This is a genomic window from Paenimyroides aestuarii, from assembly GCF_024628805.1.
GTDB classification, from domain to species: domain Bacteria; phylum Bacteroidota; class Bacteroidia; order Flavobacteriales; family Flavobacteriaceae; genus Flavobacterium; species Flavobacterium aestuarii_A.
The window spans coordinates 1,092,132-1,118,977 of record NZ_CP102382.1; the positions used below are offsets into that span (position 1 = coordinate 1,092,132).

The window sequence follows — 26,846 nt, forward strand, 5'->3', positions numbered from 1 at the left end:
TGTTTGAAACATTCTTTGCGGTCATAAACAAACCAATAAAATTTCTTCTAAAATAGAAATAGAACCAACAATTAATAAAATTTCAAAAAAGATGTTCAGTTGTTGCGAAACGGCATCTTTTTCCCTATTTTTATACCACAAACAATCTAAAAAATTATGATTAATAAAAAGGTTGCAAATGCACAAGAAGCGTTACACGATGTGCAAGATAATCAAACCATTATGGTTGGTGGATTTGGCTTAAGTGGAATCCCGGAAAATTCCATTGCTGAACTGGTTCGCAAGAACGTTACAGGTTTAACTTGTATTTCAAATAATGCAGGTGTTGACGATTTTGGATTAGGCTTGCTGTTGCAAAAACGTCAGGTGAAAAAAATGATTGCATCATACGTAGGCGAAAATGCCGAATTTGAACGTCAAATGCTAAGTGGCGAGTTAGACGTTGAACTCACACCTCAAGGCACATTGGCTGAAAAATGCCGAGCTGCTCAAGCAGGTATTCCCGCATTTTTTACGCCAGCTGGTTACGGAACAGAAGTGGCTCAGGGTAAAGAAACACGTGAATTCAATGGAAAAATGTATGTAATGGAAGAAGCTTATCAAGCCGATTTTGCCATCGTAAAAGCATGGAAAGGCGATGAAGCCGGCAATTTAATTTTCAGAGGCACAGCCCGTAACTTCAATGCCTGTATGGCAGGTGCTGGCAAAATTACCATTGCCGAAGTGGAAGAATTAGTACCCGCTGGCGAATTGGATCCAAACCAAATACACATTCCGGGGATTTATGTAAAACGCATTTTTCAAGGAGCGAACTACGAAAAAAGAATTGAACAACGAACTGTACGCAAAAGAGATTAATTATGGCATTAGATAAAATTGGAATTGCAAAGCGAATTGCTAAAGAATTGCAAGACGGATATTACGTGAATTTAGGAATCGGAATTCCCACATTGGTTGCAAATTATGTTCCTGATGGCATGAATGTAGAATTTCAATCAGAAAATGGTGTGTTGGGCATGGGGCCTTTTCCTTTTGAAGGAGAAGAAGACGCAGACATCATCAACGCAGGTAAACAAACAATCACTACTTTGCCAGGAGCTGTTTTTTTTGATTCAGCTACAAGTTTTGGTATGATTCGCTCGCAACATGTAGATTTAACCATTTTAGGAGCAATGGAAGTTTCTGAAAACGGAGATATTGCCAATTGGAAAATACCCGGAAAAATGGTAAAAGGTATGGGCGGAGCTATGGATTTGGTTGCTTCAGCAGAAAACATCATCGTAGCCATGATGCACGTGAACAAAGCCGGTGAATCAAAAATATTAAAAAAATGCACACTACCACTCACAGGTGTTGGTTGTGTGAAAAAAGTTGTAACCGAATTGGCTGTTTTAGAAGTAACACCAAACGGTTTTAAACTATTAGAGCGTGCTCCGGGTGTTTCGGTAGAAGATATCGTGAAAGCAACCGAAGCCAACTTGATTATTGAAGGAACAATTCCTGAAATGGTTATTTAATAAAAGCTATGAAAAAAGAAAATCACGAAGAAAACGACCATTTTGCCTATACAAACGAACCACCCAAACAAAAAGTTGCTTTTGTAATTCGGTTGGCTTGTGTTTTGTTTAGTTTAATCGCTATTGTGTACATTTGCATTCTGGGAAAATCGGTTTTGGTGCCTTTGGTAATTGGTTTTTTGGTATCTATGCTGCTATTGCCCTTGGCCAATTTTCAAGAGCGGAAATTAAAATTTCCACGAATTGTATCCTCGTTAGTAGCACCTATACTGTTTAGCTTAGCAGTTTTGGGCGTGTTCTATTTTATAGGCACGCAAATGGCACAATTCACCGAAGATTTACCAGAATTTCAAGAACAAATTACCGATTTGTTTCATAAAGCACAAACGTTTGTATATGATCGCTTTGGAGTTTCAGAAGAAGAACAAATCAATTATATCGAAAAAAATGCCGAAGAAGTTTTAAAACGCGGATCAGGAGTGGTGGGCACAGCAGTAACATCGGTAACATCAATGCTGGCTTCCTCCACATTTGTGTTTTTGGCAATTTTCTTCTTTTTATTGTACCGAAGCCATTTGGTGAAGTTTTTAATCTGGAGTTTTCCACCCAAATACAATAAAAAAGTAAAAGAAGTAGTCACCGAAATTCAATTAATCATTAAACAATACATTTTTGGGTTGTTGATACAAGTGTTTGCCGTGTCGGCGCTCATGTTTATTGCTTACAGTATTATTGGTATTAAATATGCTTTGCTATTTGCCGTTTTGTGTGGAGTTTTGAACTTGATACCTTATATCGGGATTTTTACAGCAACAGTCCTAGCAGCTATTGTCACCTTGGCAACTGGCGAACCCATTCAAGCTTTGTGGGTGATTGTGGCGGTAATTGTGGTGAATTCGATCGATGGAAACATCATTACACCTAAAATAATCGGTTCAAAAGTAGCACTAAACTCTTTTGTGGTTTTATTTGGGATCGTAATTGCCGAATCAATTTGGGGAATTGCGGGTATGTTTTTAGCGATTCCTATTTTGGCTATATTAAAAATTATTTTTGATAATGTGGAAGGATTACGCCCCTATGGATTTGTTTTAGGCGAAGACAACGCTTCAACACCTCTGTTTGAAAAATATTACAACAGATACCTTTATCGAAAGAAACCAAAAGATAGTGAGTTGCCGAAAGAATTGCAAACCGAACAGCAAAATCATGAAGAAGGCAGTGACGCAGCTTCTGAAAATGATGCAACAAATGAACCTGAAAAATAGAAACAAATCTCGGAAATTCCGGGATTTTTTGCTTTAATAAATATACATTGTCCCCAAGCAAGCAATGTATTTAGTATTTTTGCAAAAAATAATTCAATGGAATTTGCAAAAGTTATATTAAAACAAGGAAAAGAAAAATCGGTTTTGCGCAAGCATCCGTGGGTTTTTAGCGGAGCCGTTTTTGGGGTAAGTGATGAATTGGAAGACGGACAAACAGTTGATGTAACCACTTACGATGGTAAACATTTAGCAACAGGGTTTTATAGCGATAAAGGCAGCATAGCAATTCGAATATTAACGTTTGCCGATGAGTATTTTTCTGATGATTTTTGGCAAATTCGCTTCCAAGCAGCTTGGGAATTGCGCTTAAAACTTCTAGATATAGAGCAAACAAACGCCTTTCGATTGATTCATGGCGAAGGCGATGGCATTCCGGGTTTAATCATCGATTATTACAATAAAAATTTCGTGGTACAAGCACACTCCACAGGAATTTATCTAAATATGCAAAAAATTTCTGAAGCCATTCAAAAGTGTTTTCCTGGTTTTTGCGAAACCATTTATTGCAAAAGTGCGCAAACATTGCCACAAACCGGAACCGATTTTCATTTGTTTGGAACCAACGACCAAACAATAGCCAAAGAAAACAGCATACAATTTCATGTAAATTGGGTAGAAGGTCAAAAAACGGGGTTCTTTTTAGATCAACGCGAAAACAGAAAATTATTACAACGTTATTCTAAAGGTAAGAAAGTTTTAAACACTTTTTGTTATACCGGCGGATTCTCTATTTATGCCATGCATGCAGGCGCACAATTAGTTACATCGGTAGATATTTCAGAAAAAGCTGTGAAACTGGCAGCACAAAATATGGAATTAAACTTTCCAGCGAGCAACCACCAAGCAATTGCATCAGATGTTTTTGAATTCTTGAAAGAAAACAAACACCAATATGAAGTTATTGTGTTAGATCCGCCCGCATTTGCAAAAAACATTAAAAGCAAACACACCGCCACACAAGCTTACAAACGATTAAATAGTGCAGGTTTAAAAACAATTGCTAAAGGAGGCTTCTTATTCACCTTTTCATGTTCGCAAGTAATAGATGATGTACTTTTCTACCATACGGTTGCTGCTGCTGCTATAGAGTCGGGCAGAAAGGTACGAGTTCTGCACAAGCTTTCGCAAGGACCAGACCATCCTGTAAACATGTTTCACCCCGAAGGATCTTATCTCAAAGGACTTGTTTTGTATGTAGAAGAGTAGTTTTTAAAGGGTTTTAGAATATTTCTTGAAAAATAGCATTAAAAAGCTACCTGCTTTTCAAAAAAAAAAATTACATTTGATTAAACAATTAAAATTTCGTATATGAAAAAACTAGTGTTATCAGCAGTGTTCGCATCAGCTATGTTAGTAGTATCTTGTGATGAAAAAAAAGCTGCAGTTGAAGAAACAACAACAACAGAAACAGAAACAACTGTAGATCCTGCAACAGAAACGCAAACTACAACAACTACTACTGAAACAACTTTAGAAGTGCCTAAATTTAGTTCTCCTGAAGCTCAAAAAATGGCAGAAGAATATACTGCATTTATAAAAGAGCAAATGGATGCAGCTAAATCTGGAGACGCAGCTAAAATCACAGAATTACAAGCGAAAGCTACTGAGTGGAGTAAAAAACAAGCTGAATTAGCTGGAAAATTAACAGCTGAGGATGTTAAATTATGGCAAGAGTATGTTACTAAATTAAGCGAGCAATTAGCTAAAGGAATGTAATATACCCTCAAAACAAATTATTTTAAAAGACATGGCTTCAACGCTGTGTCTTTTTTTTTTTTCAATGCATGTATTTTTTTAGTACATTTATTAAATCATAAAAAATTGGAAAATCATGAAAAAGTTAATTTATCCATTATTAGCAGTAGCTGTTTTTACTGCTTGTAAAAAAGAAGAGAATAAAGTGCAAGAACCAATGGTTGATCCGCCGGTAGAAAGTGTAAATAATGTGCCAGAACCACCAACGGATGAGCCAATAAATGTACCATCGTTTCAGTATGTAGAAGCAGATCAATTTGCAAAAGAATACAGTAATTTTGTACAAGATTATCGCACTGCAACCGCAAATAATGATTCACAAGCGCTAGAAAAACTGGGACCAAAGCTAAATGATTATCAAGAAAGAGCTGTTGAGTTAGCTAAACGAGTTCCGCAGGAAGAAGCTGTGGCGTTTCAAGACTTTATTAATCGATTGGAAATGTATATTAGATAAAGACCGCAAACACGGAAACATTCCGTTGTAGTTTGTTAGCAATTTGATATTAGAACCTGCAAGGTCTGCATGACCTTGTAGGTTTTTTTCTTAATTTAAAATAGCCAGAACCAACGCAGCCATTAAAAAAGATAAAGAAAATGCTATTAAACTTTTGTTATGAATATTAGCTTTAAAATGATGTAGTATAAAACGTATAAGAATACCACCAAAAAAAGTATAAACTATAAGCTGAACAACAACTAAAAGAAAATCAGCTAAATTCATTATTTGTGTGATTCCATTTTGACCTTCAGCATACGATTTATTACTAAAAAGAAGCAAAAGAAAAAACAAAGTTAATGCTCCTAATTTATTCTTCATTATTCTGTTTCATTTGGTATGATTGGAATTCCAAAGTAGAATTCTAATATACGAGTGCGGAATAAATAGTCGTATTTGGTGCGTAATAAATCAGATTGTGTGTTCACCAAAAGCGTTTGCGATTGGTTGTAATCAAAAGCTGTTGCCATACCATTTTCGTAGCGTTCTTTTGTATAGCGAAATGCTTCCTCGCGCGATTTAAGCATTTCTCGGGTTGCTAGATAGGTTTCTAACGCACCTTTTGCATCGGCATAAGCAGTATAAATGTTTCGCTCTAAGTCTAATTCAGTTTGTTCTAAAGCCAAACGCGATTTTTCTAAGTTTACTTTTGTTCGTTCTATATTGTTTCGTGCAGAAAATCCATTGAAAATTGGAATATTCAGTTGCAGACCAAAATTATGACCTTTAAACATATCTAATTGTTCAAAAAATGGAGGTGGTGCCATCACGCCGCCTAATCCATTGGGCACATTGGCATAGGAAACACGCGAACTAAAGCTATAGAAACCAACCAATGAAGGCAAGCGAGCACCTTTGGCAATGTCAACATCTTTTTCGGCAATTTTCACATTGTTTTCGGCAATTTTTAGTTCGGTACGTTCTTGTTTTGCCTGTTGATAAATCGATTCGGGCGTTTCAAAGAAAATAGAATTGGGTTGAAATTCGTATTCGACATCGGCAATATCAAACGCTTTAAAATCTTCCATTTGTAGCAGTTGTGCCAAACTCATTTTAGAAACCAATAACGCATATTCTGCTTGGATGATTCGCTGTTTTCCGGTGGCTAAGGTTGCTTTCATATCATATAAATCGCCACTGGGAATCATTCCAGCATCAACCAAAGCTTGCGAACGCACCAATTGCAAACTATCGGCACTGAATTGTTGCTTTTGAACTTTAATGTTTTCTTTGTTAAACAATATCTGCAAATAGGCATTTACCACATTTAAAGCCACATCTTCTTCCATTTTTAAATGTTGGTATTGCGAGGAAATCACTGCCAATTTTGATCTGCGAAAGCGGTTTTGATTTTGCAATCCGCGAAAAAGATCAATGCCCGCTGTGGCACCAACCGACGTAAACTGGGTAGTTTGGTTTTCTAGCAAACCCGTTGTGATGTTTGTGTTTAAACCAATGTTCCATGAATGAGATGCTGAGGCGTTTAAGGTGGGCAAAAAACTTCCATAAGCATCTTTTTCATCAATATTTGCCAGCTGGTTGTCTAATTCAATTTGTTTAATAGATACGTTGTTTTCCATGGCGTGCCTCACACATTCGTCTAACGTCCATTTTTTTTGGGCAAACGAATTTCCTGTCCAAAATACACAAATTGCAATAATTATTTTTGATAGTATTTTCATGCTTTAATATTGTTTAGTTGTTTAACTGTGATTTGTTTAACCGATTAATTAATATAACAAATCAACGATTCAACTACTTTTTAACCTGGTTCCAGACTTTTATTTTATCGTTTTTGGTGATTCCTTTCTTAATTTGCACATAAATGCCATCGCTCACTCCTAATTCTACATTTCTACGTTCAAATTTTTGATCTGCAACCATAACTTCCACAAATGATTTTTTGGTTTTCTCGTCGTATTGCACCAAACCTTCTTTTATTGCCAAAACATCATCTGCCTTTGATAGGATAATCGAAGCATTTGCACTTAATCCAGAACGAATAAAAGTAGTGTCTTTATTAACCAAAGTACCTTTTATGGGAAACTGCATTGCCCCGTTTTCATTCACGCCTTTTGGAGCAATATAATCTAAAACAGCATCAAACTTTTTATTTTCAATGGCACCCACCGTAATTTCTAGTGGAAGCCCTAATTTGATTTTACCTACTTCCGATTCGTCTAATTTTCCTTCAAAAATCATGTTGCTCACATCTGCCAAACTTGCAATGGTGGTTCCTTCGTTGAAATTGTTTGCTTCAATTACTTGATTTCCCTTTTTAACAGGCACATCAAGCACCATACCCGAAACAGTTGATCTAATTAAGGTTTGTGCGATATTGCTCATGCCTTTGGTAGTTCCTGTTCGAATGATTTCTGCATTTTGAACAGTAGCGCTATACGATTGTTGGGCTTGTTTATAAGCTGTTTCGGCAGTATCGAAATCATTGGCAGAAATAACCCCTTTATTAAACAAGGTTTTTTGGCGCTCGTAGATTCTTTTTTGATTTTCTAAATCGATTTTTGCTGTTTGAATTTGATTGTTTGCCGAGTTTAAGCTTGATACATTGGGTACCACTTTAATTTTTGCAATTAAATCGCCATTTTTAATATAGTCGCCAGCTTCTACATATACTTCTTCTATAATTCCGGATATGTTTGGTTTAATCAGCACTTCTTCTTTTGGGTTGATGTTTCCGGTGGCAACTGTACTTTTAGATATAGAGCGTATTTCGGCTTTTTCGGTTTCGTACACCACTGGCGGTTGTGCATTTTTTTGATACAACCAAAATAATGCACCTGCAAAAGCTATTGCTAAAAAAACTAAAATGGAAATGGTACAACCTTTTTTCATATCTATTTTTTATTTAATCGTTTATCGTTTATGTGTTTAATTATTTTTACTACCTATCCAACCAAGATGTGTATGCTTAAAATGATCATCGAATTTTAGCCCGTAACCAAACATCCGATCCATTGCCGAATGTCCAAATAGGACAATTCCTGCTAATGATACTGCTGGCTGATTAAACCAAAATCCTATTATCAATAGTGTAATCGCAATCAATTTATGGTGAAACAAATTATAAACAAATGCGCCTGTTCTCGGGTTTATCAAATAACCAAACATGGAAATATCTGGCAATAAAAGGCAAGCAGGAAATAACCACCAAGAAAATTCTAGCTGGCTAAACAAGAAGATGGAAAGTGCAAACTGCGCCAGCTCTTCTCCTTTTAAAATATTGTTCATTTTTGCTTGATCCATAGATTTATTCTGTTCTTAAGGCATCAATTGGTTTTACTTTAATGGCTGTAATTGCGGGAATTAATCCTGCTAAAAGTCCGGCAAAAACAAGTATTAATAATGCAATTACCACTACGCCTAAATGTACGCTTGGGTTTACAATTGGTATTTGGTCTTTATTGGGTGCTTGTTCCAATCCAAAATTGATCAATGCCAGCACCACCGATGCAAAAATGATTCCTGCCATACCAGCAATGAGCGATAAAACTACCGATTCGGTAAGAATTTGCTTGATAATTACAGCGGGTGTGGCACCTAATGCTCTGCGGATGCCAATTTCTTGGGTGCGTTCTTTTACAATAATCAGCATAATGTTTACAATACCAATGATACCCGAACCCAATATAAAAATTCCTACAATGTATGAAACCGCTGTTAAAATGGAAAACAACCCATTTATCTTTTTAAATTCTTGATACAAATCAAAATGTCCAATGGCTCTTTCATCGGCCGGATCAATGGTGTGGCGGTTTTTCAACAAATCAAAAATATTAGCTTTAATATCGGTAATAGGTGTTTGATCATCGGCAGTAATTGCCATCCATCCCACTACATCGCCATAATTAAACGCTTGCTGAAAGGTAGTAAAAGGCATAAAAAGTTGTTTTTGACTTTCTTCTGCATCGCCTCCCATATTCGAAATGCTTTTATATACTCCTACTACTAAAAAATTTACACCTTGTACTTTTATGTACGAGCCTAAAACTTCTTCGCCCGGTTCATATAATTCCCGAATAACGCCTTCCCCAATCACGGTTACTTTTCGTTTGTTTGCAATATCTCCATAATTAATAAATCGCCCTTTAAGAATGTCCATTGGTTGTTGCAAAATAAACTCTGGGTAATCACCATACACGTTATAAGCACCTGTTTTAGTGCCGCGAACCACGTTGTTGCTTCCTCTAAATCCTCCTAACTGGTTACGGGGAGAAACATATAACAGCCCATTGATATTTCTTTTAATAGCATCCACATCACCGTTTTTAAAGTTGAAATTTCTGCCTTGCGGCAAGCCTTTAAAAGGTTTTGATGTAGCTTGTGTCCACATAAACATGGTGTTGGTAGATAAACCACCCATTTGCCTTTTGATTCCATTTTGCAAACCCTGACTTGCAGAAAGCAGAATTACCAAAATAAAAATACCCCAAAACACACCAAACGCCGTGATGAGTGTTCTAAAAGGGTTGGCTGAAAGCGCCTCAATGATTTCATTCCATTTATCTCGGTTAAACATATTTATTCTCCTCTTAATGCAACAATAGGTCTAATTTTTGCAGCTTTATACGCAGGAACAAATCCTGCGAAAGCTCCGGCAACAATTAATATGATCAATGTGGTTATAGCTACGTTAAAATCCACTTCGGGGCGGGTAAAAAAGTCGGCTTCCACATACGGGCCAATGAATTCCCAAACCAACAAACCTGCTATTAATCCAGAAAAACCGGCAATAACGGTAATAAAAACTGCTTCGTGCAAAATCATGGTTATGATAGAAAATGGCGAAGCTCCCAAGGCTTTTCTAATTCCGATTTCTTTTGTTCGTTCCTTCACAATAATCAGCATGATATTGCCCACACCAACCACGCCTGCGATGATGGTACAAATACCCACAAACCAGAAAAAGGCTTTCACCCCGCCGGTAACAATGTAAATGTTTTTGGCTTGTTCTAACGAATTGTTTATCACCAATGCACCTTCATCGTCGGGTGCTATATTGTGGCGCGCTTTTAAAAACGTGCTAAGTTCATTGGTAAAAGCTTGTGATTCTGCTACAGCGTTATCAAAATCGGCACCTTTTCTAAGTGTAAATGCCATGCTGCGAATACTGTCGCCGGCACTATAAGCTTTTTGGGCAGTAGCAATAGGGATAAACACGCGGCTTTCTTCTCGTTCGCCGCCCGGATCGGTATAAACACCAACAACTTTATAAATCATTCCCGAAACATTGAGCTCTTTCCCCAAAGGATTTTCTCCTTTTTTAAAAAGATCTGATGCCACTTTTTGGCCAATGATGATATTTTTTTCAAAGTTGGAAATATCGTTTTGATTGATGAATCGCCCTTTTGTAATTGATGCATTTTCGATAAACTGATAATCGGGGTGCACCCCTTCCACCCGATAGTTTCCGGTTTCTTCTTTATACACAATGTTTCCATTCCAAACCGAAAAAACAGCCGATTTTCTATCGATATAATCCTTAAATAAACGGGTGGTATATTCATAATCGGAATTGCGAAGCTGCACATTTCTGCCCACGCCCAAACCTTTGTATTCTTTTTGAGTTACACCTGCCCAAACGCTGATTCGGTTTACAGCATCTTGTTCAAACTGTTTTTGAATGCCGTTTTGAATACCGTTTCCGGCACCCAACAAAATTACGAGGATAAAAATACCCGAAGCCACAGAAACGCCCGTAAGCACCGTTCGCAGCTTGTTTTTAGCTAATCCTTCGAATATTTCTTGCCAGCGTTCAATACTAAACATATTGCGATGCTCTTACTTGGTTAACAATTTTATCAGATTCTATTTGCCCGTCTTTTAAAAAAACAATTCGCTTGGTCATGTCTGCAATATCGGGTTCGTGGGTTACCACCAAAACGGTTTTTCCTTCATCGTTTATTTGTTGGATTAAATCCATAACTTCATACGATGTTTTGGTGTCTAAAGCCCCTGTTGGCTCATCTGCAAGCAACACTTTTGGGTTGGAAGCCAACGCACGGGCAATTGCCACACGTTGTTTTTGTCCGCCCGATAATTCATTGGGTAAATGTTTTGCCCAATTTGCCAAGCCCACTTTTTCTAAATAATGCATAGAGCGCTCCATGCGTTCTTTTCGAGCCATACCTTGATAATACAAAGGAAGAGCCACATTATCCAATGCCGTTTTGTAATTAATTAAATTAAATGATTGAAAAACAAAACCTAAAAATTGATTGCGGTATTGCGATGCAATGGTTTCGTTGAGGTTTTTAATGGGCACACCGTCTAAGATGTAAGAGCCTTCATCGGCTTCATCTAAAATTCCGATGATATTCAACAATGTTGATTTACCCGAACCCGAACTTCCCATAATAGAAACAAATTCACCTTCTTTTACATTAAAATTGATTCCTTTCAGAACATGTAATGCGTTTTTACCCATTTGGTAGGATTTGTGAAGCTCTTTAATTTCTATCATGATACTGCTGTTTTTAAGTGTTGTTTGTTAGTGAGTATGGTTTTTTTTGAAATGTTACAAATGATTAGTGTTTTTTTAACCTACCGCTTTCACAAAACTGCAATCTCGCTGCCGTTTTCAGCAGATTTTGTGATTTGCAAAGCAATAGGAATGCGTTCTTTCAGTTCTTCAACATGCGATATGATTCCCACAATGCGATGTTCTTTGTGCAAATTGTTCAACGTTTCAAACACAATATTCACCGATTCTGCGTCTTGCGTTCCAAAACCTTCATCGATAAAGAAAAAGTTTTTGCTGGCAACACTGTTTGTTTGCACACTTTCTGCCAAAGCCAAGGCCAAACTCAACGAAACCTGAAACATTTGTCCGCCCGAAAGCGTTTTCACACTTCGGGTTCTGCCTTCGTTTAAATAATCAATTACCTCGAAATCGTTTGATTCGTTTACCTGCAAACTCAATTGGTTTCGCGTCATTATTCGGAAACGCACATTGGCATTTTCACATAATTGTTTCAAATAAATCGACGATACATATTGAACAAAACCGGCCGCTTTAAACAAATTAGTCATTGTTTTTAAGTTTTCTGCTCGTTTTTTCAATTGATCCAATGCGCTTAACAATTCCTTTTTTTCGATAAAAGCTTTGGTTAATCGATTGATTTCTGCTTTGGTTTTGGTAACATTTTCGGTCGCTGTTTTTAATTCTATTTCGGCAGTTTCAAAAGCTTTTTCGAGTTGCAGATAGTCGTTTGCATTGAAAACTTCATCTTTGAGCTTCGTTTCTAATTCTTGAATTTGATTGTTCAATGTTTTATATGCCACAGTAAACGCTTCTATTTCGGCACGAACAGCTTCCACATTCCAATTCAAATCAAGGATTTTTACAACTTTTTCTTCGCTTTCAATCTGTTGTTCAACTAGTTGCTTTTTGAAAAGATCATTGAGATTTTCTAGCTTTTTATGAAGCGCTATTGCATCTTTCTCTAGCGATATATTAGCCGCTTTTTGAACCTGAATTTGGGTATGGCATTCATTGAATTGTTTATTATAAGCATTGAAATCATTTTCAATTTTTTGATTGAACGTTTTTAAATCATTTAATTTTTGTTCGATTTCTTCAACAGAGCATCTTTCAAAATCGGTAAAAACAAGCACTTTTAAATTGCTTAAATTCTGATTGATATGTGCCTTTTTTGCTGTTTCTTCTAGTTTGAATTCTTCTAATTTGGTTCGATATTTCTGCGCTGTTTGCAGTTGACTTTCTAAATTTAACCGTTGATCTGCAATGAATTTATTTTTGCTATCAATTTGTTTAGAAACACTTAAAGAGGCTTGTTTTTTCTGTTGAAAATCTTCATAATTATCTGCATTAAAATCTTCCCAATCAAACGCGGCATGATGCTGATCCATTTGAAGTTGTAGTGCCTCTAATTGCTGATTTTCTCTTGAAAATTGCTCTTGAATCATGGCTAACTTTTGAATTTTTTGTTGGGCTTTATTTGCAAATTCAACGGCATTATTCTGCTTTTCTTCAAGCGTATCTATTTCTTTTTGAATTTCGTTGATTTGAAAAGTGACATCGTTCAAAGTCAAAATTTCAGGATGTTCCAATGATCCGCAAAGTGGGCAAGCTTCTCCATTGTGTAAATTGTGGGCAAATTGCGCCAATTCATGCTGCACTTGGAACGATTGCAATTTTGCTTGAAGTGTTTTCTTTTGCTGCAAAAGATTTTCGTTTAAATGCTTGATGTCTTCTTCAAACGTTGCAACCACAATTTTTTCATTGTGTAATTCGGTTTCAATTTGTTGCATTTCGCTTTTTAAGAACTGTTTTTTTTCTTGTTGCAACAGCCGTTCTTTTTCCAATTGATGTTTTTTGCTGAACCAATCACCCACATTGATCAAAACACCCGTTTCTATTTGGTTTTTCGCCAAAAGGGTTATATCATTTTCCGTTTGCTTTATCGTTTCTTTTAGTTGATTTACAACTTGTTCCATTTCAGCTACTTTTGCTTCGCCGTTTTTTGTACGGTTTTGCAATTGATTTACCTCTTGTGTAAACTGAAGTATTTTTGCAATGAAATCTAAATCGGTTTCTTCTAAACGTTTATTGGGCAAATCATTTATATATGGTTTTATTTTAGAAATTGCGGTTTCGAGTTGAAGCAATTCCGCTTCCGAATTTTTCAAAAGATTTTTGCCGTTTTCCAATCGATCCGATTTTTCTTTTGCTTCTTGTTCGGTTTTGTTGCGGTCAATAAGCAATTGGTGAAACGCAGTGTAAATGCGCTGATACAATTCTAATGCAGTCTTTTTTTGGTCGATTTTGGGCTTTTGAACTTTAAGCTCAGCAAACAATTTTCTTTTGTTTTGCAACGATTCAAAATCGGTTTTTATGTTTTTTAAGTGTTGCAACTTATCATTAATTGTTTTAAAAACATTTTGCTTTTGCGTTTGAAGAGCGTTTTCTGCAAGCCATTTTTCATTTAAAGCAGTAATATGTTCTTCGGAAACCTCATCGTAACCCGACAATTTTCCCTCCAACTGATTCAAATCTGTTAGATTTCTGCTGTTTAAAAGCGATACTTTGTCCTGCAAATCAAATCGGTGCAATTTAAAAATCTCTTTCATCATCTGGGTTCGGTCTTTTGCACCCAATTCAATAAACTCTTTAAACTTGCCTTGTGGAATAATAATGGTTCGCTTAAAATTGTCGTAACTCAAGCCTACAATTTCTTGGGCGTTGCTGTGGTTTAATGGAATCCAATGGTCGTTTATCCATTCATAAAAAACAACGGTTGGCGATTTAATATCATCAAATCGTTTGGAATTGCGTTTAAATTCACGCGTTACTCGAAATATTTTGTTTTCATAATTATAAAAATCAAACGCAATAAACGCTGTGTCCGATTTTAAATTCATCATGTTGTACGAGCGTTTATCTTGCTTGTTCAAGCGTTCGGTTTCGCCATACAATGCAAACGTGATGGCTTCTAAAAGCGACGATTTACCCGAACCCACCGCACCAAAAATCCCAAATAAACCTGCGTTTATCAGGTTTTCAAAATCAATGGTTTGTCTTTTTTGATACGAATACAAGCCTTCTATGGTCAGTTTAATGGGGATCATAATTATTCATTTAAAATTTCGTTAAACAAATCCATTAATTCCTGGTTGGGTTCTTGTTGGGCATTTTTCGACTTAAAATAATCTTTAAACAACCCTTTTATATCTTGATTAAGGTTGATTTCTTTTGCTGAAATTGCATCAATATCCACATTTTTGACCCTTGGAATTAAATGTACAATGCCCGAATGTGCCTGAAATATCGCTTTTCGTTCATCGGTTGTTAAAAAAGTATCGGTTTCCATGGTCAACTCTACCAATGTATCTGGGTGTTTCAATAGCCAATTTATAGCATCATCAACCAATTGAAAAGTCTTTCGAATCAATGCTTTTCCTTTTGTAAGAGTAACTTTCGTAAAATTTATATCTTGATTGGGTTTTGCGTTTATGATGGATACATATTTGGTTTGACCAGCTTCGCTAAAACTGTAGCAAAGCGGGGATGAGGCATACACAATCGGTTTTTCGGAAGTGCCAATATTGTTAAATGCGTGTAAATGACCCAAAGCCGTATATTGAATTTGAGGCGGAACACAATCAGAAAACACCATATCTGCATTGCCTATTTTTATGGGTTTTTCGCCTTCAGGTTCTTCCAAAAGGGCAGTGCCGCGCTTGTTCATGTATAAATGCGAAAGCAGCAGGTTTACGCCTTTTTCATCACAAAATTCATCGGCAATTTTTGTCCATTGCTCTTTTAAAACGAGGTTTAATTGCGCTTCTTTTTCTTCCCCGAAATATTGTTTTAAGCGCATTTCGTTGGCATACGGCGTATGAATAATTCGAATGGGAAATTCGATATGATTTATTTTTAGTTCAATAAATCCTTCTACAGATTTTGTGATTTTAAAATGATCCAATTCAAACAAATTGACCTTTTCGTTTGGATAACCCAGCAATATAATTCCACATTCGCGTGCCAATGGATCAGGAGCATTGATTCTGTCGGGCGAATCGTGATTGCCGGCAATGGCAATTACTGGGCGTTTTGCATTATTTGTAAGTTGTTTCAGGGTTTTGTAGAACAAATCAACCGCATCAACCGCTGGGTTAAAAGCGTCGAACAAATCACCAGCAATTAAAACTAAATCCACCTTTTCGCGATTAGCAATTTCCACGATTTCGTTCATTACTTCAATTTGTTCTTCAAATCGCGAAAAACCATCTAAACGCTTTCCTAAATGCCAATCGGCGGTGTGCAATACTTTCATAATTATTCTTCTTTTAATTTTTGGTTAGCTTGATTGTATTGTTGTTGAATTTGTTTCAATTTTTCTTTACGAAGCGTTGAGGCATTGCTGGCCTTTTGCTTCTTTTGGTCAACTTTTTTCTTATGAGCCAATCGATTGGTTTCGTTTCTTCTTCCCATTTCAAATATACATTTGTTTTAAGACATTAATTGTCGTTTAGAAATACGCCTGAAACATAAAACCATCGCTCCTTTATTTTTTGAAACACCGATAATTCGTGATGCACTTGATGGTTTCCCTTTGTATCTATATAAAAAGCCTTAAACTCCACCTGATTTATGTTAGGAATGTTTACAATTTCCAACTTGACCCACTGATTGCTTTCGCCCCACTCTTGAAGTTCTTCTTTGGTATGAAACTTTCGTTTTGCGGGTAAAGTGGTATTCATTAAATAATCGCCGTTGGGAATGGCAAATGCAGAAAAACGCGAGCGCATCAAGGCTTCGGCAGTGGGTGCGTGTTTAGTTTTACTGTGATAAGGTTCGCAGCATTCTGCATATAGTTTAGAGGAACAGCACGGACATTTCATCGAATCATGTTTTTTCAAAATTACACATAAAAAAAGAGGCATTTACGCCTCTTTTCATCTTTTTTGCTGTTGCTTATTCTTCTGCTTGCTGCATTGCTTCTTCGCTTGCATATTTCATAACCAAACCTTGCATGGTCATGCCTACTTCTGCCTGTAAAGCATTGATTTTTTGTTCAAAAGCTGCTGCATCTTTTGGAGCAATTTGCGTCATTTCTTTTGTTTCCGCATATTTTTTGTTGGCATCTTTTATTTCGGTAGCGTCGTAATTTTCATCAACTAATTTTGTGAAATCGGTAATAAAGTTGCTTGCTACTGCATCAAACTCTTTTGTAAATTCATCTACTTTTGCTGTGTCTATAGCAGGTAAAATTTGTTGTTTTGCACCTTCAATTTGTGCTTTAACACCCATGTTGCTAACAAATGTTTGTGCATCTTGTGATTGTGCAAAACCTACTTGTATTGCGAAGAACATTACTGTTCCAAAAATCATCTTTTTCATAATCTTTATTTATAATATTTTAAAAAACAGAGACTAAAGTACAATTTTTTTTAAAGCGAAGAAAAAACTTAACATTATTACAACAAAAAACGAGGTTTGAGAACCTCGCTTTGATTTTTACTGCATGTACTTCATTATGATTGGTTGTAATTCAGACATTCCCCATGATTGACCAACCTCCATTAATTCTCGGGTGATTTTAGGAGTAGTTTCTTGAATTTTCTTTCCAACAGGTGAATTGTAAAATTCATTTATCTTTTTGATATCTTCATGCGTGTAGAATTTCATCAATGATTCTGCCATCTTATCATATAAACTTGGTAATTTTTCTTGAAGTTCTTTATTAAATGCCGTACGATCTTCAGCAGACATTTGATCTAAAAGAGGTTCTAAAACAGCCGTCATTTGTGATGCCGAACCTGATAATTTAATATAATCAATTACATCTTTCTTAAAATCTGCTGATTGCGCTGATGCAAATTGTACCGATAACAAAATGCTTGCTGCTATAAATAATTTTTTCATGTGCTGTATTATTTTATAAATTAAAGTTAATTCCTTGTGCCAATGGCAATTCTGTACCGTAATTAATGGTGTTTGTTTGTCGGCGCATATACACTTTCCAAGCATCTGAACCCGATTCGCGTCCGCCGCCTGTTTCTTTTTCGCCACCAAAAGCACCTCCAATTTCTGCACCCGATGTTCCAATATTTACGTTTGCAATTCCACAGTCTGATCCTGCGTGTGACAAGAACAATTCTGCTTCGCGTAAATTATTTGTGAAAATTGCCGATGACAATCCTTGTGGAACATTGTTTTGCATTGCAATCGCTTCTTCAATGGTGCTGTATTTCATTACATATAAAATCGGTGCAAACGTTTCTTCCTGAACAATTTCAAAATCGTTTTTAGCTTCGATAATACATGGTTTTACATAGCAACCACTTTCATAACCACTGCCTTCTAACACACCGCCATCTACAACTATTTTACCGCCTTCGGTTTTTGCTTTTTCAATCGCTTTTAAATAATCTTCTACTGCTTTTGTATCGATAAGCGGTCCCACATGATTGGCAGCATCTAAAGGATCACCAATCTTCAACTGTCCATACGCATTTTTCAATGTTTCGATGGTTTTATCATACACACTTTCGTGAACGATTAAACGACGGGTTGATGTACAACGTTGACCTGCGGTTCCAACTGCTCCGAAAACAGCTCCTACCAACACCATATTCAAATCGGAATGTTCCGATACAATCACAGCGTTGTTTCCTCCTAATTCTAAAATCGTTTTACCAAAACGTTCTGCAACTGTTTTTGATACGTGACGACCAATACGAGTTGATCCTGTAAAAGAAACCAACGGAACGCGTTTGTCGTTGTTCATTAAATCGCCCGAAGCATTTCCAGTAACTAAACAGCTAACGCCTTCTGGTACGTTATTTTTTTCGAATACTTTAGTAATAATGTTTTGACAAGCAATTGCACACAATGGTGTTTTTGAACTTGGTTTCCAAACGCACACATCACCACAAACCCAAGCCAAAGCGGCATTCCAAGCCCAAACGGCTACCGGAAAGTTAAATGCAGAAATAATCCCTACAATTCCCAGCGGATGATACTGCTCATACATGCGGTGCATAGGGCGTTCTGAATGCATGGTTAATCCGTATAATTGACGAGATAAACCTACCGCAAAATCGCAAATATCAATCATTTCTTGTACTTCGCCTAAGCCTTCTTGCAAGCTTTTTCCCATTTCATAAGATACCAATTTGCCCAAAGCATCTTTGTTTTCGCGCAAAGCATCTCCCACTTGGCGCACTATTTCGCCACGCTTTGGTGCAGGTACTAATCGCCATTCTTTAAAAGCTTTTTCGGCAGTGCTCATTACTTTTTCGTAATCGTCTGTAGAAGATGTTTTCACTTCCCCAATCAATGAGCCATTTACTGGCGTATGTGAAGCAATTATAGCGCCATTTGCAAACCATTGAGAACCTGTTGACGATCCTAAGTTGGTGTTGTTTAAACCTAATTGTGATAAAATTGTATTCATTGTTCTTTTAGATAATATTTTTAGTTTTTATAGTTTTTGTAAGATATTAAAAAGGTATGGATTAACCAATAAATCGACGGTCTGTTTCCATTACCGTTCCGCATTTTTTACAAGTGCGCAGTTCTTCGGAAGAATAAAAATGTTTAAAATGAGGCAAAAAATCGGTTTCTATATTTTCCAGCGGAAAATACACTTCATACAATTTTTCATTGCAATGGTCGCAATACCAAAGCAAACCGTCTTTTGCATCTGGATCCACCCGCTTCATTTCAACTACTAGCCCAACAGACCCTTCGGTTCTAATAGGCGAGTGTGGTGTTTTAGCTGGCAGCAGAAACACATCGCCGGCATTCAACTGCATTACCTCTTTGCCATTTTCGGTTTGAACAGCAATGGAAATAGTTCCTTCTAATTGAAAAAAGAACTCGTCGGATTCGTTGTAATGATAATCTTTGCGGGCATTTGGTCCGCCCACCACCATCACAATGAAATCGCCCGATTCTGTATAAATATTCTTATTGCCAACCGGTGGTTTTAGTAAGCCACGGTTTTCATTGATCCAATTTTGCAGATTAAAAGGTTTTTTCATTTTGTTCACTATTTTCCACTTAACCACGATTGTGGATTGTTAATGGTCTCATTTTTACTTATCATAAACTTAAGAATTGCAACACCTTCATGATTACTTGATACAGTTCCAATTTTTTGTTTGGTGGATACTTTTTGACCAACTGAAACACTTACTGATGATAAATTATTGTAAACTGTAAGATATTCTCCATGACGAATAAATATCGTTCTTGAATTTCCAATTACTTGAACTTGAGTGACTTCTCCTTCAAAAACACTGCGAACAGCTGCTCCTTTTTCGGTTGTGATTTCAATTCCGTGGCTTTCGTATTCAATATCGTATTCTGGATGTTTAACCGTTCCATAACGCGTAGAAATATATCCTTTTTCTACCGGCCAAGGCAAGCGTCCGCGGTTATTGCTAAAACTTGTTGCCAACGCTTTTTCTTCCGGCGTCATATCAAATTTTCCTGCAGCACTTGTTGTGGTAACCGTCGGTTTTGATGTTGTTTTAGTACCCGATTTTGCGTTTCGTGCTTCCTCTTCTCGTTTTCTTCGTGCTTCTTCTTCTCGGCGTTTACGGTTTTCTTCCTCAATAATCTTTTTAATAATCGCTTTTATTTGCTGATCTATTTTTTTGGTTTCCTGTTGTTTTTTGCGAATTTGATCCGAGTATTTTTTACTGTCTTTCTTCACCAAATTCATTAATTCGGTTTGTTTGCCTTTTTCAACCTCTAATTCTTTGCGTTGCCCTTCTTGTTCTGCGACCACCTTTTGCTGTTTGCTTTTTTGCAATTCTAAATGGGCAGAAATACGCTCTAATTCTTCAAATTTTTCTCGAATTTCATCGCCTTGTGATTTGCGGTATTTCGCATATTGTTTAATGTATTGCATGCGTTTGTAAGCTTGCAAAAAGTTGTTGCTCGATAAAATAAACATGATGCGGTTTTGCTCGGAACGTGCTTTGTATGATTTTACGATGGTTTTTGCGTAATCTTTCTTTAAAACAGCTAATTCGCGTTTTAATTTGTTCGATTCCAGTGTGTTAACGTAAATATCATTCGATAAAGTTCGAATTTGCTTTTGCGAATTATTGATCAACTCGGTTTGGAGTTTAATCTTCTTTTTTTGCTCATTTAGTTCACTCAAAATATTTCGTTCCTGCTTTTTATTGGTATTCAGCAAGTTCTGAAATTCTTTAATTTCTTTTAAAATGGCTGCTTTACGCTCTTCCAGCTTGCGTTGTTCTGCTTGATAATCTTGCTGGGCAAACGTGTTGAATGATAAAAATAGTAATAGTATGATGGATAAAATGCGACGCATTAGCTTGAATTTTGTTCAAAAATAATTAAATTTTTATAGCTTTTGAATTACTTGGTATTTTATATTTAAAATCAATCGATGGATTTACCGATACTTTCTTGTAATCAATTGTTATCTGCACATCGTCTTTGCGCATGGCATGAATTTTTATTTCCTTTGGAAGATAGATGTTTTCGCTTGATTGATACGATGGATATTGAATAACCAATTTATCGGCACTTTTGTTTTGTTGCACCTCCGTTGATGAAATTTGGTTTTTTGAACCCAACACCAATCGCATTAAAAATTGATTCAACTTTAATTCTAACTCATTGCTCTTTGTTTGGGAATAATCATAGGTATTTAAATTGTAAAAAGCTTTGCCCAATAACATATTTTCTACATTTTCGTAGGTTACATCGGTTCCTAAAAACTTTGAAATAAACTGAAAATCGCCATCGTAATGTGTGCCGTTTACAATTTCGTAAAAACTGGCACGCTCTGGTGTTAAATATACTTTCGCACCTGTGATTCCATACATTTTAATAGCAATTAGAATTTGTTTGTTTTTTTCTATTCTGATATCCGCTCTAGGCGATTGACTCATGTTTTTGTCTTTGTAATCCACATCTGCATTGATGCTTAATGTGTTAAAATCGTTAAACAAGCCATAATGTGCCAAAGCCATTTCTTGAACAGCGCGTTTGTTTTCTTTTTTTGATGTGTTTTCAGGTGCGGGAGTTGCAATGATTTTTTCCGCAGTATTTTCAGCTTGATTTTCCAGCGCTGGTGTGTTTTTCTTAGACGATTTACACGAAACCGCAAAAGCCGCAATGCTTAATATGATTAAAAATTGTTTCATTCTTGAAATTAAAACGATAAAGAAACAAAAAAATCCGCGAAAACGGATTTTTTTATGATTATTCTAACACACTGTAATCGCCGATGCTTATGTTGGTAAACTTACCGTTAAAGCTTGCAAAATTGCCAATCATGGCATTGTCTAGGTCGGCATTTTTCACGGTGGCGTTGGTTTGTATCAAACTGTTTTTAATAGTAGCATTTTCCACTTTCGAGTTATCGCCCAGTGAAACATTTGGACCTACTGTTGCATTTTTAAGCACAACATTTTCGCCAATATAACAAGGCGAAATAATGGTTGAATTTTCAACAGTAGCCGAAGCAGCTACCATGTTTTCGCCATCGGTATGCAAAAAGTTCAGCATGCGGTTGTTGGTATCAACCGTTACATTTTTGTTGCCGCAATCCATCCATTCATCAACTTTACCCGGAACAAAACGCAAACCTTTTTGTTTCATATTTTCCAAAGCATCGGTTAACTGATATTCGCCGCCTTTCTCAATGTTATTATCTAAAAGATATTCCAATTCGCTTCGCAAATTTTCAGCCGATTTAAAGAAGTAAATTCCAATAATTGCCAAATCAGAAACAAAATCCTTTGGTTTTTCAACAAAATCTACAATTTCATTTTTATCATTCAACTGAACCACACCAAACGCCGATGGATCTTCCACCGCCTTTACCCAAATTACCGAATCTGCAGCTGCATCTAACGTAAAATCGGCACGGAACAAGGTATCAGCATACGCAACCACAATCGGTCCTTGCATACTTTCTTTGGCACACAAAATGGCATGAGCCGTTCCCAATGCTTCGTTTTGATAATAAATAGTTCCTTTTGACCCTAATTTTTCTGCAATGGCAATTAAATCCTTTTCTACGTTTTTACCAAAACTTTCGTGAATGATGAACGCAATTTCATCGATTGGTTGATTGATTACTTTGGCAATATCTTCCACCAAACGGTGAACGATGGGTTTGCCAGCAATTGGGATTAATGGTTTTGGCGTTGTTAAGGTATGTGGACGCAAGCGCGAACCACGACCTGCCATTGGTACGATTATTTTCATTTTATAAATTTCTTTTTAGTTTCCTGCAAGGTCTCACAGACCTTATAGGTATTTGATTTCTGAATAATCCTACAAGGTTTTTAAAACCTTGTAGGATAACATTTTATTTTACACCAGTGCTGCCAAATCCGCCTGCACCGCGTGCTGTTGTTGATAATTCTTCTGTTTCTACCCATTCGGCACGTTCGTGCTTAGCAATCACCATTTGTGCAATGCGTTCACCGTTTTCAACTACAAAAGTTTCTTTTGATAAATTGGCAAGAATAACACCCACTTCGCCACGGTAATCTGCATCGATTGTTCCTGGTGAATTTAAACAGGTAATTCCTTTTTTTAATGCCAAACCACTGCGCGGTCGCACTTGTGCTTCGTAGCCAATGGGCAATTCCATAAACAAACCTGTTGGTATCAGGGCACGATCCATTGGTTCGATAACGATTGGCTGCGTTAGGTTTGCACGCAAATCCATGCCAGCCGAAGCAATGGTTTCATAACTGGGTAAGGCGTGCTGCGATTTGTTAATAATATTTATTTTCATTTTTTTAAAACAGATTTTAATATACGCTGAATCATTATTTTTTCGTTATAATAAATCAATCCTACGAATATAAGAATGAATGTGATTCCTATAAAATAATTTTCTCGAAAATTGTAAAAATATCCAAAAGAAAACAAAATTGCGGTTCCTAAATAAAGTGCGATTGCTTTTTTATCATAAGGAATGGGGTATGATTTTTGCCCCAATACAAACGAAATAATCATCATAATTGCATAAGCAACTAAAGTGGTTATGGCAGATCCAATTAAGCCGATTTTTGGGATTAAAATAAAATTAAAAAGAACAGTTACAATTGCTCCAAAAACCGAAATATACGCACCCATTTTTGTTTTGTCCTGAATTTTGTACCAAACAGATAAATTGGTGTAAATACCCAACAGCAGGTTTGCCAGAATAATGTATGGAACAATTTCCATTGCAAACCAATATTCTTTTTTGGGTATATAAATCAGCTTGATTAAATCGGCAAAAACAACAATAATAAGCATAGCGAAGCTTCCAAAAATAATGAAATATTTGGTGATGGTTGCATATTTTACAGGTGCATCATCGTTTTTGGCATAGCTGAAAAAGAAAGGTTCAATACCCAACGAATAAGCCATACGAAACAATACCATGAATACACCAATTTTATAAATGGCTCCGTAACTTGCCAATCCTAAATCTACAAAATCTTTTGGCAGTAATTCTTCTAAAAAAACTTTGTCAAATGTTTCATTTATTACAAACGCCAAACCACCAATCATCACAGGAAAACTGTATGTAACCATTTCTTTCCAAAGTGATTTGTTGAACTTTAGCTGCAGCTTAAAATAATAATTAGAAAGCAGCAAAAGCGTAACCAAACTAGCCACAATGTTGGCTAAAAACAAATACCCAACCTGAAAATCTGTTTGGTAATAATCATTGATCCACAGTGCTTGATTATTTTCTAATGATTTGGGAATGATGTATAAAAATAGTACGGTTAAGGCAGTATTCACCAAAACGTTGACGATTTTTATAAAGCTGTATTTTATGGGGCGTTGTGCTGCACGTAAAATTGCAAACGGAATCACCGCCAGGCTGTCTAACACTAAAATCCAGATTAAATAGCTGACCACAATTGGTGAAATTCCAAAATAAGTGTCGATATAACTTTTAAAGCTATAAACACCTATTAAGAATACAGCGCAAACCGCCATTAGAAAAAGTATGGTGTTGTTAATAACCTCTTGTTTGTTCTCTTGTTTGTTGTAAAATCGGAAAAAAGCCGTTTCCATTCCAAAGGAAAGCACTACATTGAAAAACATCATCCATGAAAAAATCAAAGTGTAATCGGCATAGGCATCTTTAGGCAACCAATCAATATGCAGTGGTGCCATAAAAAAACCAATCATTTTAGGAACAACAGTTGCTATTCCGTAGATTAAAGTGGTTTTAAACAGGTTTTTATAAACACTCAAAATAATTAATTTTTAAAGTAAATAGGGTTTAAAAAGCGCTTCACTTTTTCTTTCGGGAGTTTTATCACAGTTGCTCCTTGCACATACGGTGCAATTTCATAAGGATTGTAGTGTAAAATCCATTCTTTTTGGGTTTGATAAAAATTATTGGGTAAATGAAATTGATTGTTTTCAAATGTGAAACCCGCATCGTTCAAATTTCCGGAAATATTCATTTGTTTTTTAAACTCGGTTTCGGCAAATTTTTTAAATCCTGCCAAATTAACAAATAACTCTTTTTGAGGCACTATTTTTCCGGTGTTGGTATCAAACACAAATACTTTAGTTTGTTGCAATCCGTGTGCACCACCTTTAAACATATAATAATCATAGACCACTTGGTACAGTTTATGAGAAACGGCTTGGTGGCTTGCTTTAAAACTTGCTTCCCATGCCAAGGCATTTTCGGGATAGGTTCTAAAAATTTCATTGTAATGATTGATAAAATTAAGAACCAAAGTGTCATAAGACGCGGTTGTTTTATCGTCTTGAAAACGTATTTCTTCTTGAACAAATTTAAAAATACTATCGTTTATTGGTTTTGCCACCACTTTGTTGCCCCAAAAAAAAGGGACTTCTATATGGGCATAGGTGCAATTGTTGGGCACACAATTCAAAGCCGATTTTAAACTATATGTTTTTTGGGTTACTTTTAAAGGGTTTGCCTTTTTGCAAGCCACAAAAGCTATTGATAAACAAATGAATAGTATAATTTTTTTCATTCTGAACAATTCTTCTTTTTTTAAGACAAATCTATAAATTTTAGTCGGTTTTAAATGGTATCTTTACGCTTATTTTTAAAAGTACAAAATTATGAAGTTTAACACAAAAGTTATACACGGCGGGCAGCACCACGATCCAAGTACAGGAGCCGTAATGCCGCCTGTTTATCACACATCAACCTTTGCTCAAACTAGCCCGGGTGTTCACACCGGTTACGAATACAGCCGTGCCGATAACCCAACGCGTACTGCTTTGGAACATGCCCTAGAAAGTATTGAAAATGGCGCGCGTGGTTTGGCATTTTCATCGGGCTTGGCGGCGATAGACTGTGTAATGCGTTTGTTGAAACCCAATGATGAGGTAATTGCGATGGACGATTTATACGGCGGAACGTATCGTTTGTTTACGCGGTTTTATCAAGATTTAGGCATAAAGTTCCATTTTATAAATATGAATGATTTAGAGTTGTTTCAATCAAAAATCAACGATAAAACCAAATTAGTTTGGATTGAAACACCTACAAATCCGTTAATGAAGTTGGCTGATATCGAAGCAATTGCCAAAATCACCAAGCAACATCAATTGCTTTTTGCAGTTGACAATACATTTGCAACGCCTTATTTGCAAAAACCTTTGGATTTGGGTGCTGATATTGTGATGCACTCTGCTACGAAATATTTAGGCGGTCATTCCGATGTGATTGCCGGCGCTTTGGTTATCAAAGATGAAGAATTAGGAAAACAATTGCATTTTACGCAGTTTGCAACCGGAGCCACTTTAGGTCCGCAAGAATGTTTTTTGGTTTTGCGTGGAATTAAAACCTTGCATTTGCGCGTGGAACGTCATTGTTTTAACGGACAAAAAGTAGCCGAGTTTTTAGAACAACACCCATTGATTGATAAAGTGTTGTATCCTGGTTTGGCATCACATCCGCAACATGATTTAGCTAAAAAACAAATGCCGAAAGGCTTTGGCGGAATGGTTTCGTTTACGTTTAAATCAGGTATAAAAGCCGATGCTATCTCGTTTTTAGAAAAGCTAAAAGTGTTTACGTTGGCAGAATCTTTGGGTGGCGTAGAATCGTTAGCCAATCATCCGGCGTTGATGACACATGCTTCAATCCCTGCTGAAAAACGTGCAGAAATAGGCGTTACCGATGATATGGTACGTTTAAGCGTTGGCGTGGAAGATATCGATGATTTACTTGCCGATATAGAACAGGCATTGAAGTAAAAATA

General features: G+C 36.4%; 28 protein-coding genes. 7 read left to right on the plus strand and 21 right to left on the minus strand.

The window, feature by feature from the left end; genetic code table 11:
- Positions 1 to 156: 156 nt before the first annotated feature.
- The 6 genes from NPX36_RS05185 to NPX36_RS05210 all read left to right on the plus strand — a co-directional run bounded on the left by NPX36_RS05185 (position 157) and on the right by NPX36_RS05210 (position 5,054).
- The gene (locus tag NPX36_RS05185) at positions 157 to 858 is read left to right on the plus strand and encodes a CoA transferase subunit A (protein ID WP_257500351.1); all 702 of its coding nucleotides are present in this window, start codon (positions 157 to 159) and stop codon (positions 856 to 858) included.
- Positions 859 to 860: 2 nt separating this feature from the next.
- Complete coding sequence (locus NPX36_RS05190) at positions 861 to 1,517, plus strand: CoA transferase subunit B (RefSeq protein WP_257500352.1); 657 nt, start codon at positions 861 to 863, stop codon at positions 1,515 to 1,517.
- An 8-nt stretch (positions 1,518 to 1,525) separates the two neighbouring features.
- Positions 1,526 to 2,785, plus strand: coding sequence for an AI-2E family transporter (locus NPX36_RS05195; protein WP_257500353.1), 1,260 nt, complete (start codon positions 1,526 to 1,528; stop codon positions 2,783 to 2,785).
- 96 nt (positions 2,786 to 2,881) lie between these two features.
- The gene (locus tag NPX36_RS05200) at positions 2,882 to 4,051 is read left to right on the plus strand and encodes a class I SAM-dependent rRNA methyltransferase (RefSeq protein ID WP_257500354.1); all 1,170 of its coding nucleotides are present in this window, start codon (positions 2,882 to 2,884) and stop codon (positions 4,049 to 4,051) included.
- A gap of 102 nt (positions 4,052 to 4,153) precedes the next feature.
- Positions 4,154 to 4,561: a hypothetical protein gene (locus NPX36_RS05205; RefSeq protein WP_257500355.1), complete on the plus strand. Its 408-nt coding sequence runs from the start codon at positions 4,154 to 4,156 to the stop codon at positions 4,559 to 4,561.
- Between the two features lie 115 nt (positions 4,562 to 4,676).
- Positions 4,677 to 5,054, plus strand: a complete 378-nt coding sequence (locus tag NPX36_RS05210) for a hypothetical protein (protein ID WP_257500356.1) — start codon at positions 4,677 to 4,679, stop codon at positions 5,052 to 5,054.
- Positions 5,055 to 5,144: 90 nt separating this feature from the next.
- On the opposite strand, the gene NPX36_RS05215 is transcribed toward NPX36_RS05210, so the two are convergent.
- The 21 genes from NPX36_RS05215 to NPX36_RS05315 all read right to left on the minus strand — a co-directional run bounded on the left by NPX36_RS05215 (position 5,145) and on the right by NPX36_RS05315 (position 25,607).
- The gene (locus tag NPX36_RS05215) at positions 5,145 to 5,417 is read right to left on the minus strand and encodes a super-infection exclusion protein B (RefSeq protein ID WP_257500357.1); all 273 of its coding nucleotides are present in this window, start codon (positions 5,415 to 5,417) and stop codon (positions 5,145 to 5,147) included.
- Complete coding sequence (locus tag NPX36_RS05220; protein ID WP_257500358.1) at positions 5,417 to 6,778, minus strand: TolC family protein; 1,362 nt, start codon at positions 6,776 to 6,778, stop codon at positions 5,417 to 5,419. The genes NPX36_RS05215 and NPX36_RS05220 overlap by 1 nt, the downstream gene beginning before the upstream one ends.
- Before the next feature lie 73 nt (positions 6,779 to 6,851).
- Positions 6,852 to 7,949, minus strand: coding sequence for an efflux RND transporter periplasmic adaptor subunit (locus NPX36_RS05225; RefSeq protein WP_257500359.1), 1,098 nt, complete (start codon positions 7,947 to 7,949; stop codon positions 6,852 to 6,854).
- A gap of 36 nt (positions 7,950 to 7,985) precedes the next feature.
- Positions 7,986 to 8,360, minus strand: a complete 375-nt coding sequence (locus tag NPX36_RS05230) for a DUF4260 domain-containing protein (RefSeq protein ID WP_257500360.1) — start codon at positions 8,358 to 8,360, stop codon at positions 7,986 to 7,988.
- Between the two features lie 4 nt (positions 8,361 to 8,364).
- Positions 8,365 to 9,633, minus strand: a complete 1,269-nt coding sequence (locus NPX36_RS05235) for an ABC transporter permease (RefSeq protein WP_257500361.1) — start codon at positions 9,631 to 9,633, stop codon at positions 8,365 to 8,367.
- A 2-nt stretch (positions 9,634 to 9,635) separates the two neighbouring features.
- Positions 9,636 to 10,883, minus strand: a complete 1,248-nt coding sequence (locus NPX36_RS05240) for an ABC transporter permease (protein WP_257500362.1) — start codon at positions 10,881 to 10,883, stop codon at positions 9,636 to 9,638.
- Positions 10,876 to 11,577 (minus strand): ABC transporter ATP-binding protein, encoded by a 702-nt coding sequence (locus NPX36_RS05245; RefSeq protein WP_257500363.1) that lies wholly within the window; start codon positions 11,575 to 11,577, stop codon positions 10,876 to 10,878. The genes NPX36_RS05240 and NPX36_RS05245 overlap by 8 nt, the downstream gene beginning before the upstream one ends.
- 89 nt (positions 11,578 to 11,666) lie before the next feature.
- Positions 11,667 to 14,705: an SbcC/MukB-like Walker B domain-containing protein gene (locus tag NPX36_RS05250; RefSeq protein ID WP_257500364.1), complete on the minus strand. Its 3,039-nt coding sequence runs from the start codon at positions 14,703 to 14,705 to the stop codon at positions 11,667 to 11,669.
- 2 nt (positions 14,706 to 14,707) lie between these two features.
- Positions 14,708 to 15,913: a metallophosphoesterase family protein gene (locus NPX36_RS05255; RefSeq protein ID WP_257500365.1), complete on the minus strand. Its 1,206-nt coding sequence runs from the start codon at positions 15,911 to 15,913 to the stop codon at positions 14,708 to 14,710.
- Between the two features lie 2 nt (positions 15,914 to 15,915).
- The gene (locus tag NPX36_RS05260; RefSeq protein ID WP_257500366.1) at positions 15,916 to 16,071 is read right to left on the minus strand and encodes a hypothetical protein; all 156 of its coding nucleotides are present in this window, start codon (positions 16,069 to 16,071) and stop codon (positions 15,916 to 15,918) included.
- A 26-nt stretch (positions 16,072 to 16,097) separates the two neighbouring features.
- Positions 16,098 to 16,481, minus strand: coding sequence for a YchJ family protein (locus NPX36_RS05265; protein WP_257500367.1), 384 nt, complete (start codon positions 16,479 to 16,481; stop codon positions 16,098 to 16,100).
- A 73-nt stretch (positions 16,482 to 16,554) separates the two neighbouring features.
- Positions 16,555 to 16,980, minus strand: a complete 426-nt coding sequence (locus NPX36_RS05270) for a hypothetical protein (RefSeq protein ID WP_257500368.1) — start codon at positions 16,978 to 16,980, stop codon at positions 16,555 to 16,557.
- 117 nt (positions 16,981 to 17,097) lie between these two features.
- On the minus strand, positions 17,098 to 17,505 hold the full coding sequence (locus NPX36_RS05275; RefSeq protein ID WP_257500369.1) for a DUF2059 domain-containing protein: 408 nt from the start codon (positions 17,503 to 17,505) through the stop codon (positions 17,098 to 17,100).
- 13 nt (positions 17,506 to 17,518) lie between these two features.
- Positions 17,519 to 19,039 (minus strand): L-piperidine-6-carboxylate dehydrogenase, encoded by a 1,521-nt coding sequence (gene amaB / locus NPX36_RS05280; protein WP_257500370.1) that lies wholly within the window; start codon positions 19,037 to 19,039, stop codon positions 17,519 to 17,521.
- 61 nt (positions 19,040 to 19,100) lie between these two features.
- A complete protein-coding gene (locus NPX36_RS05285) occupies positions 19,101 to 19,628 on the minus strand; it encodes a 3-hydroxyanthranilate 3,4-dioxygenase (protein ID WP_257500371.1) in 528 nt (175 codons plus the stop codon).
- Between the two features lie 8 nt (positions 19,629 to 19,636).
- Positions 19,637 to 20,932 (minus strand): murein hydrolase activator EnvC family protein, encoded by a 1,296-nt coding sequence (locus tag NPX36_RS05290; protein ID WP_257500372.1) that lies wholly within the window; start codon positions 20,930 to 20,932, stop codon positions 19,637 to 19,639.
- Positions 20,933 to 20,957: 25 nt separating this feature from the next.
- Positions 20,958 to 21,773, minus strand: a complete 816-nt coding sequence (locus tag NPX36_RS05295) for a DUF4292 domain-containing protein (RefSeq protein WP_257500373.1) — start codon at positions 21,771 to 21,773, stop codon at positions 20,958 to 20,960.
- A gap of 58 nt (positions 21,774 to 21,831) precedes the next feature.
- Entirely contained in the window at positions 21,832 to 22,842 is a 1,011-nt protein-coding gene (locus tag NPX36_RS05300; protein ID WP_257500374.1) for a sugar phosphate nucleotidyltransferase, read from the minus strand.
- A 103-nt stretch (positions 22,843 to 22,945) separates the two neighbouring features.
- Positions 22,946 to 23,380 carry a dUTP diphosphatase gene (gene dut / locus NPX36_RS05305; protein WP_257500375.1) on the minus strand — a complete coding sequence of 145 codons (435 nt, stop codon included), beginning with the start codon at positions 23,378 to 23,380 and terminating at the stop codon, positions 22,946 to 22,948.
- Positions 23,377 to 24,846, minus strand: a complete 1,470-nt coding sequence (locus tag NPX36_RS05310) for an oligosaccharide flippase family protein (RefSeq protein ID WP_257500376.1) — start codon at positions 24,844 to 24,846, stop codon at positions 23,377 to 23,379. Before NPX36_RS05310 ends, dut begins: the two co-directional genes overlap by 4 nt.
- Positions 24,847 to 24,851: 5 nt before the next feature.
- Positions 24,852 to 25,607 (minus strand): RsiV family protein, encoded by a 756-nt coding sequence (locus NPX36_RS05315; protein ID WP_257500377.1) that lies wholly within the window; start codon positions 25,605 to 25,607, stop codon positions 24,852 to 24,854.
- A 91-nt stretch (positions 25,608 to 25,698) separates the two neighbouring features.
- On the opposite strand from NPX36_RS05315, the gene NPX36_RS05320 reads away from it, so the two are divergent.
- Positions 25,699 to 26,841, plus strand: a complete 1,143-nt coding sequence (locus NPX36_RS05320; RefSeq protein WP_257500378.1) for a cystathionine gamma-synthase — start codon at positions 25,699 to 25,701, stop codon at positions 26,839 to 26,841.
- Positions 26,842 to 26,846: the final 5 nt, after the last annotated feature.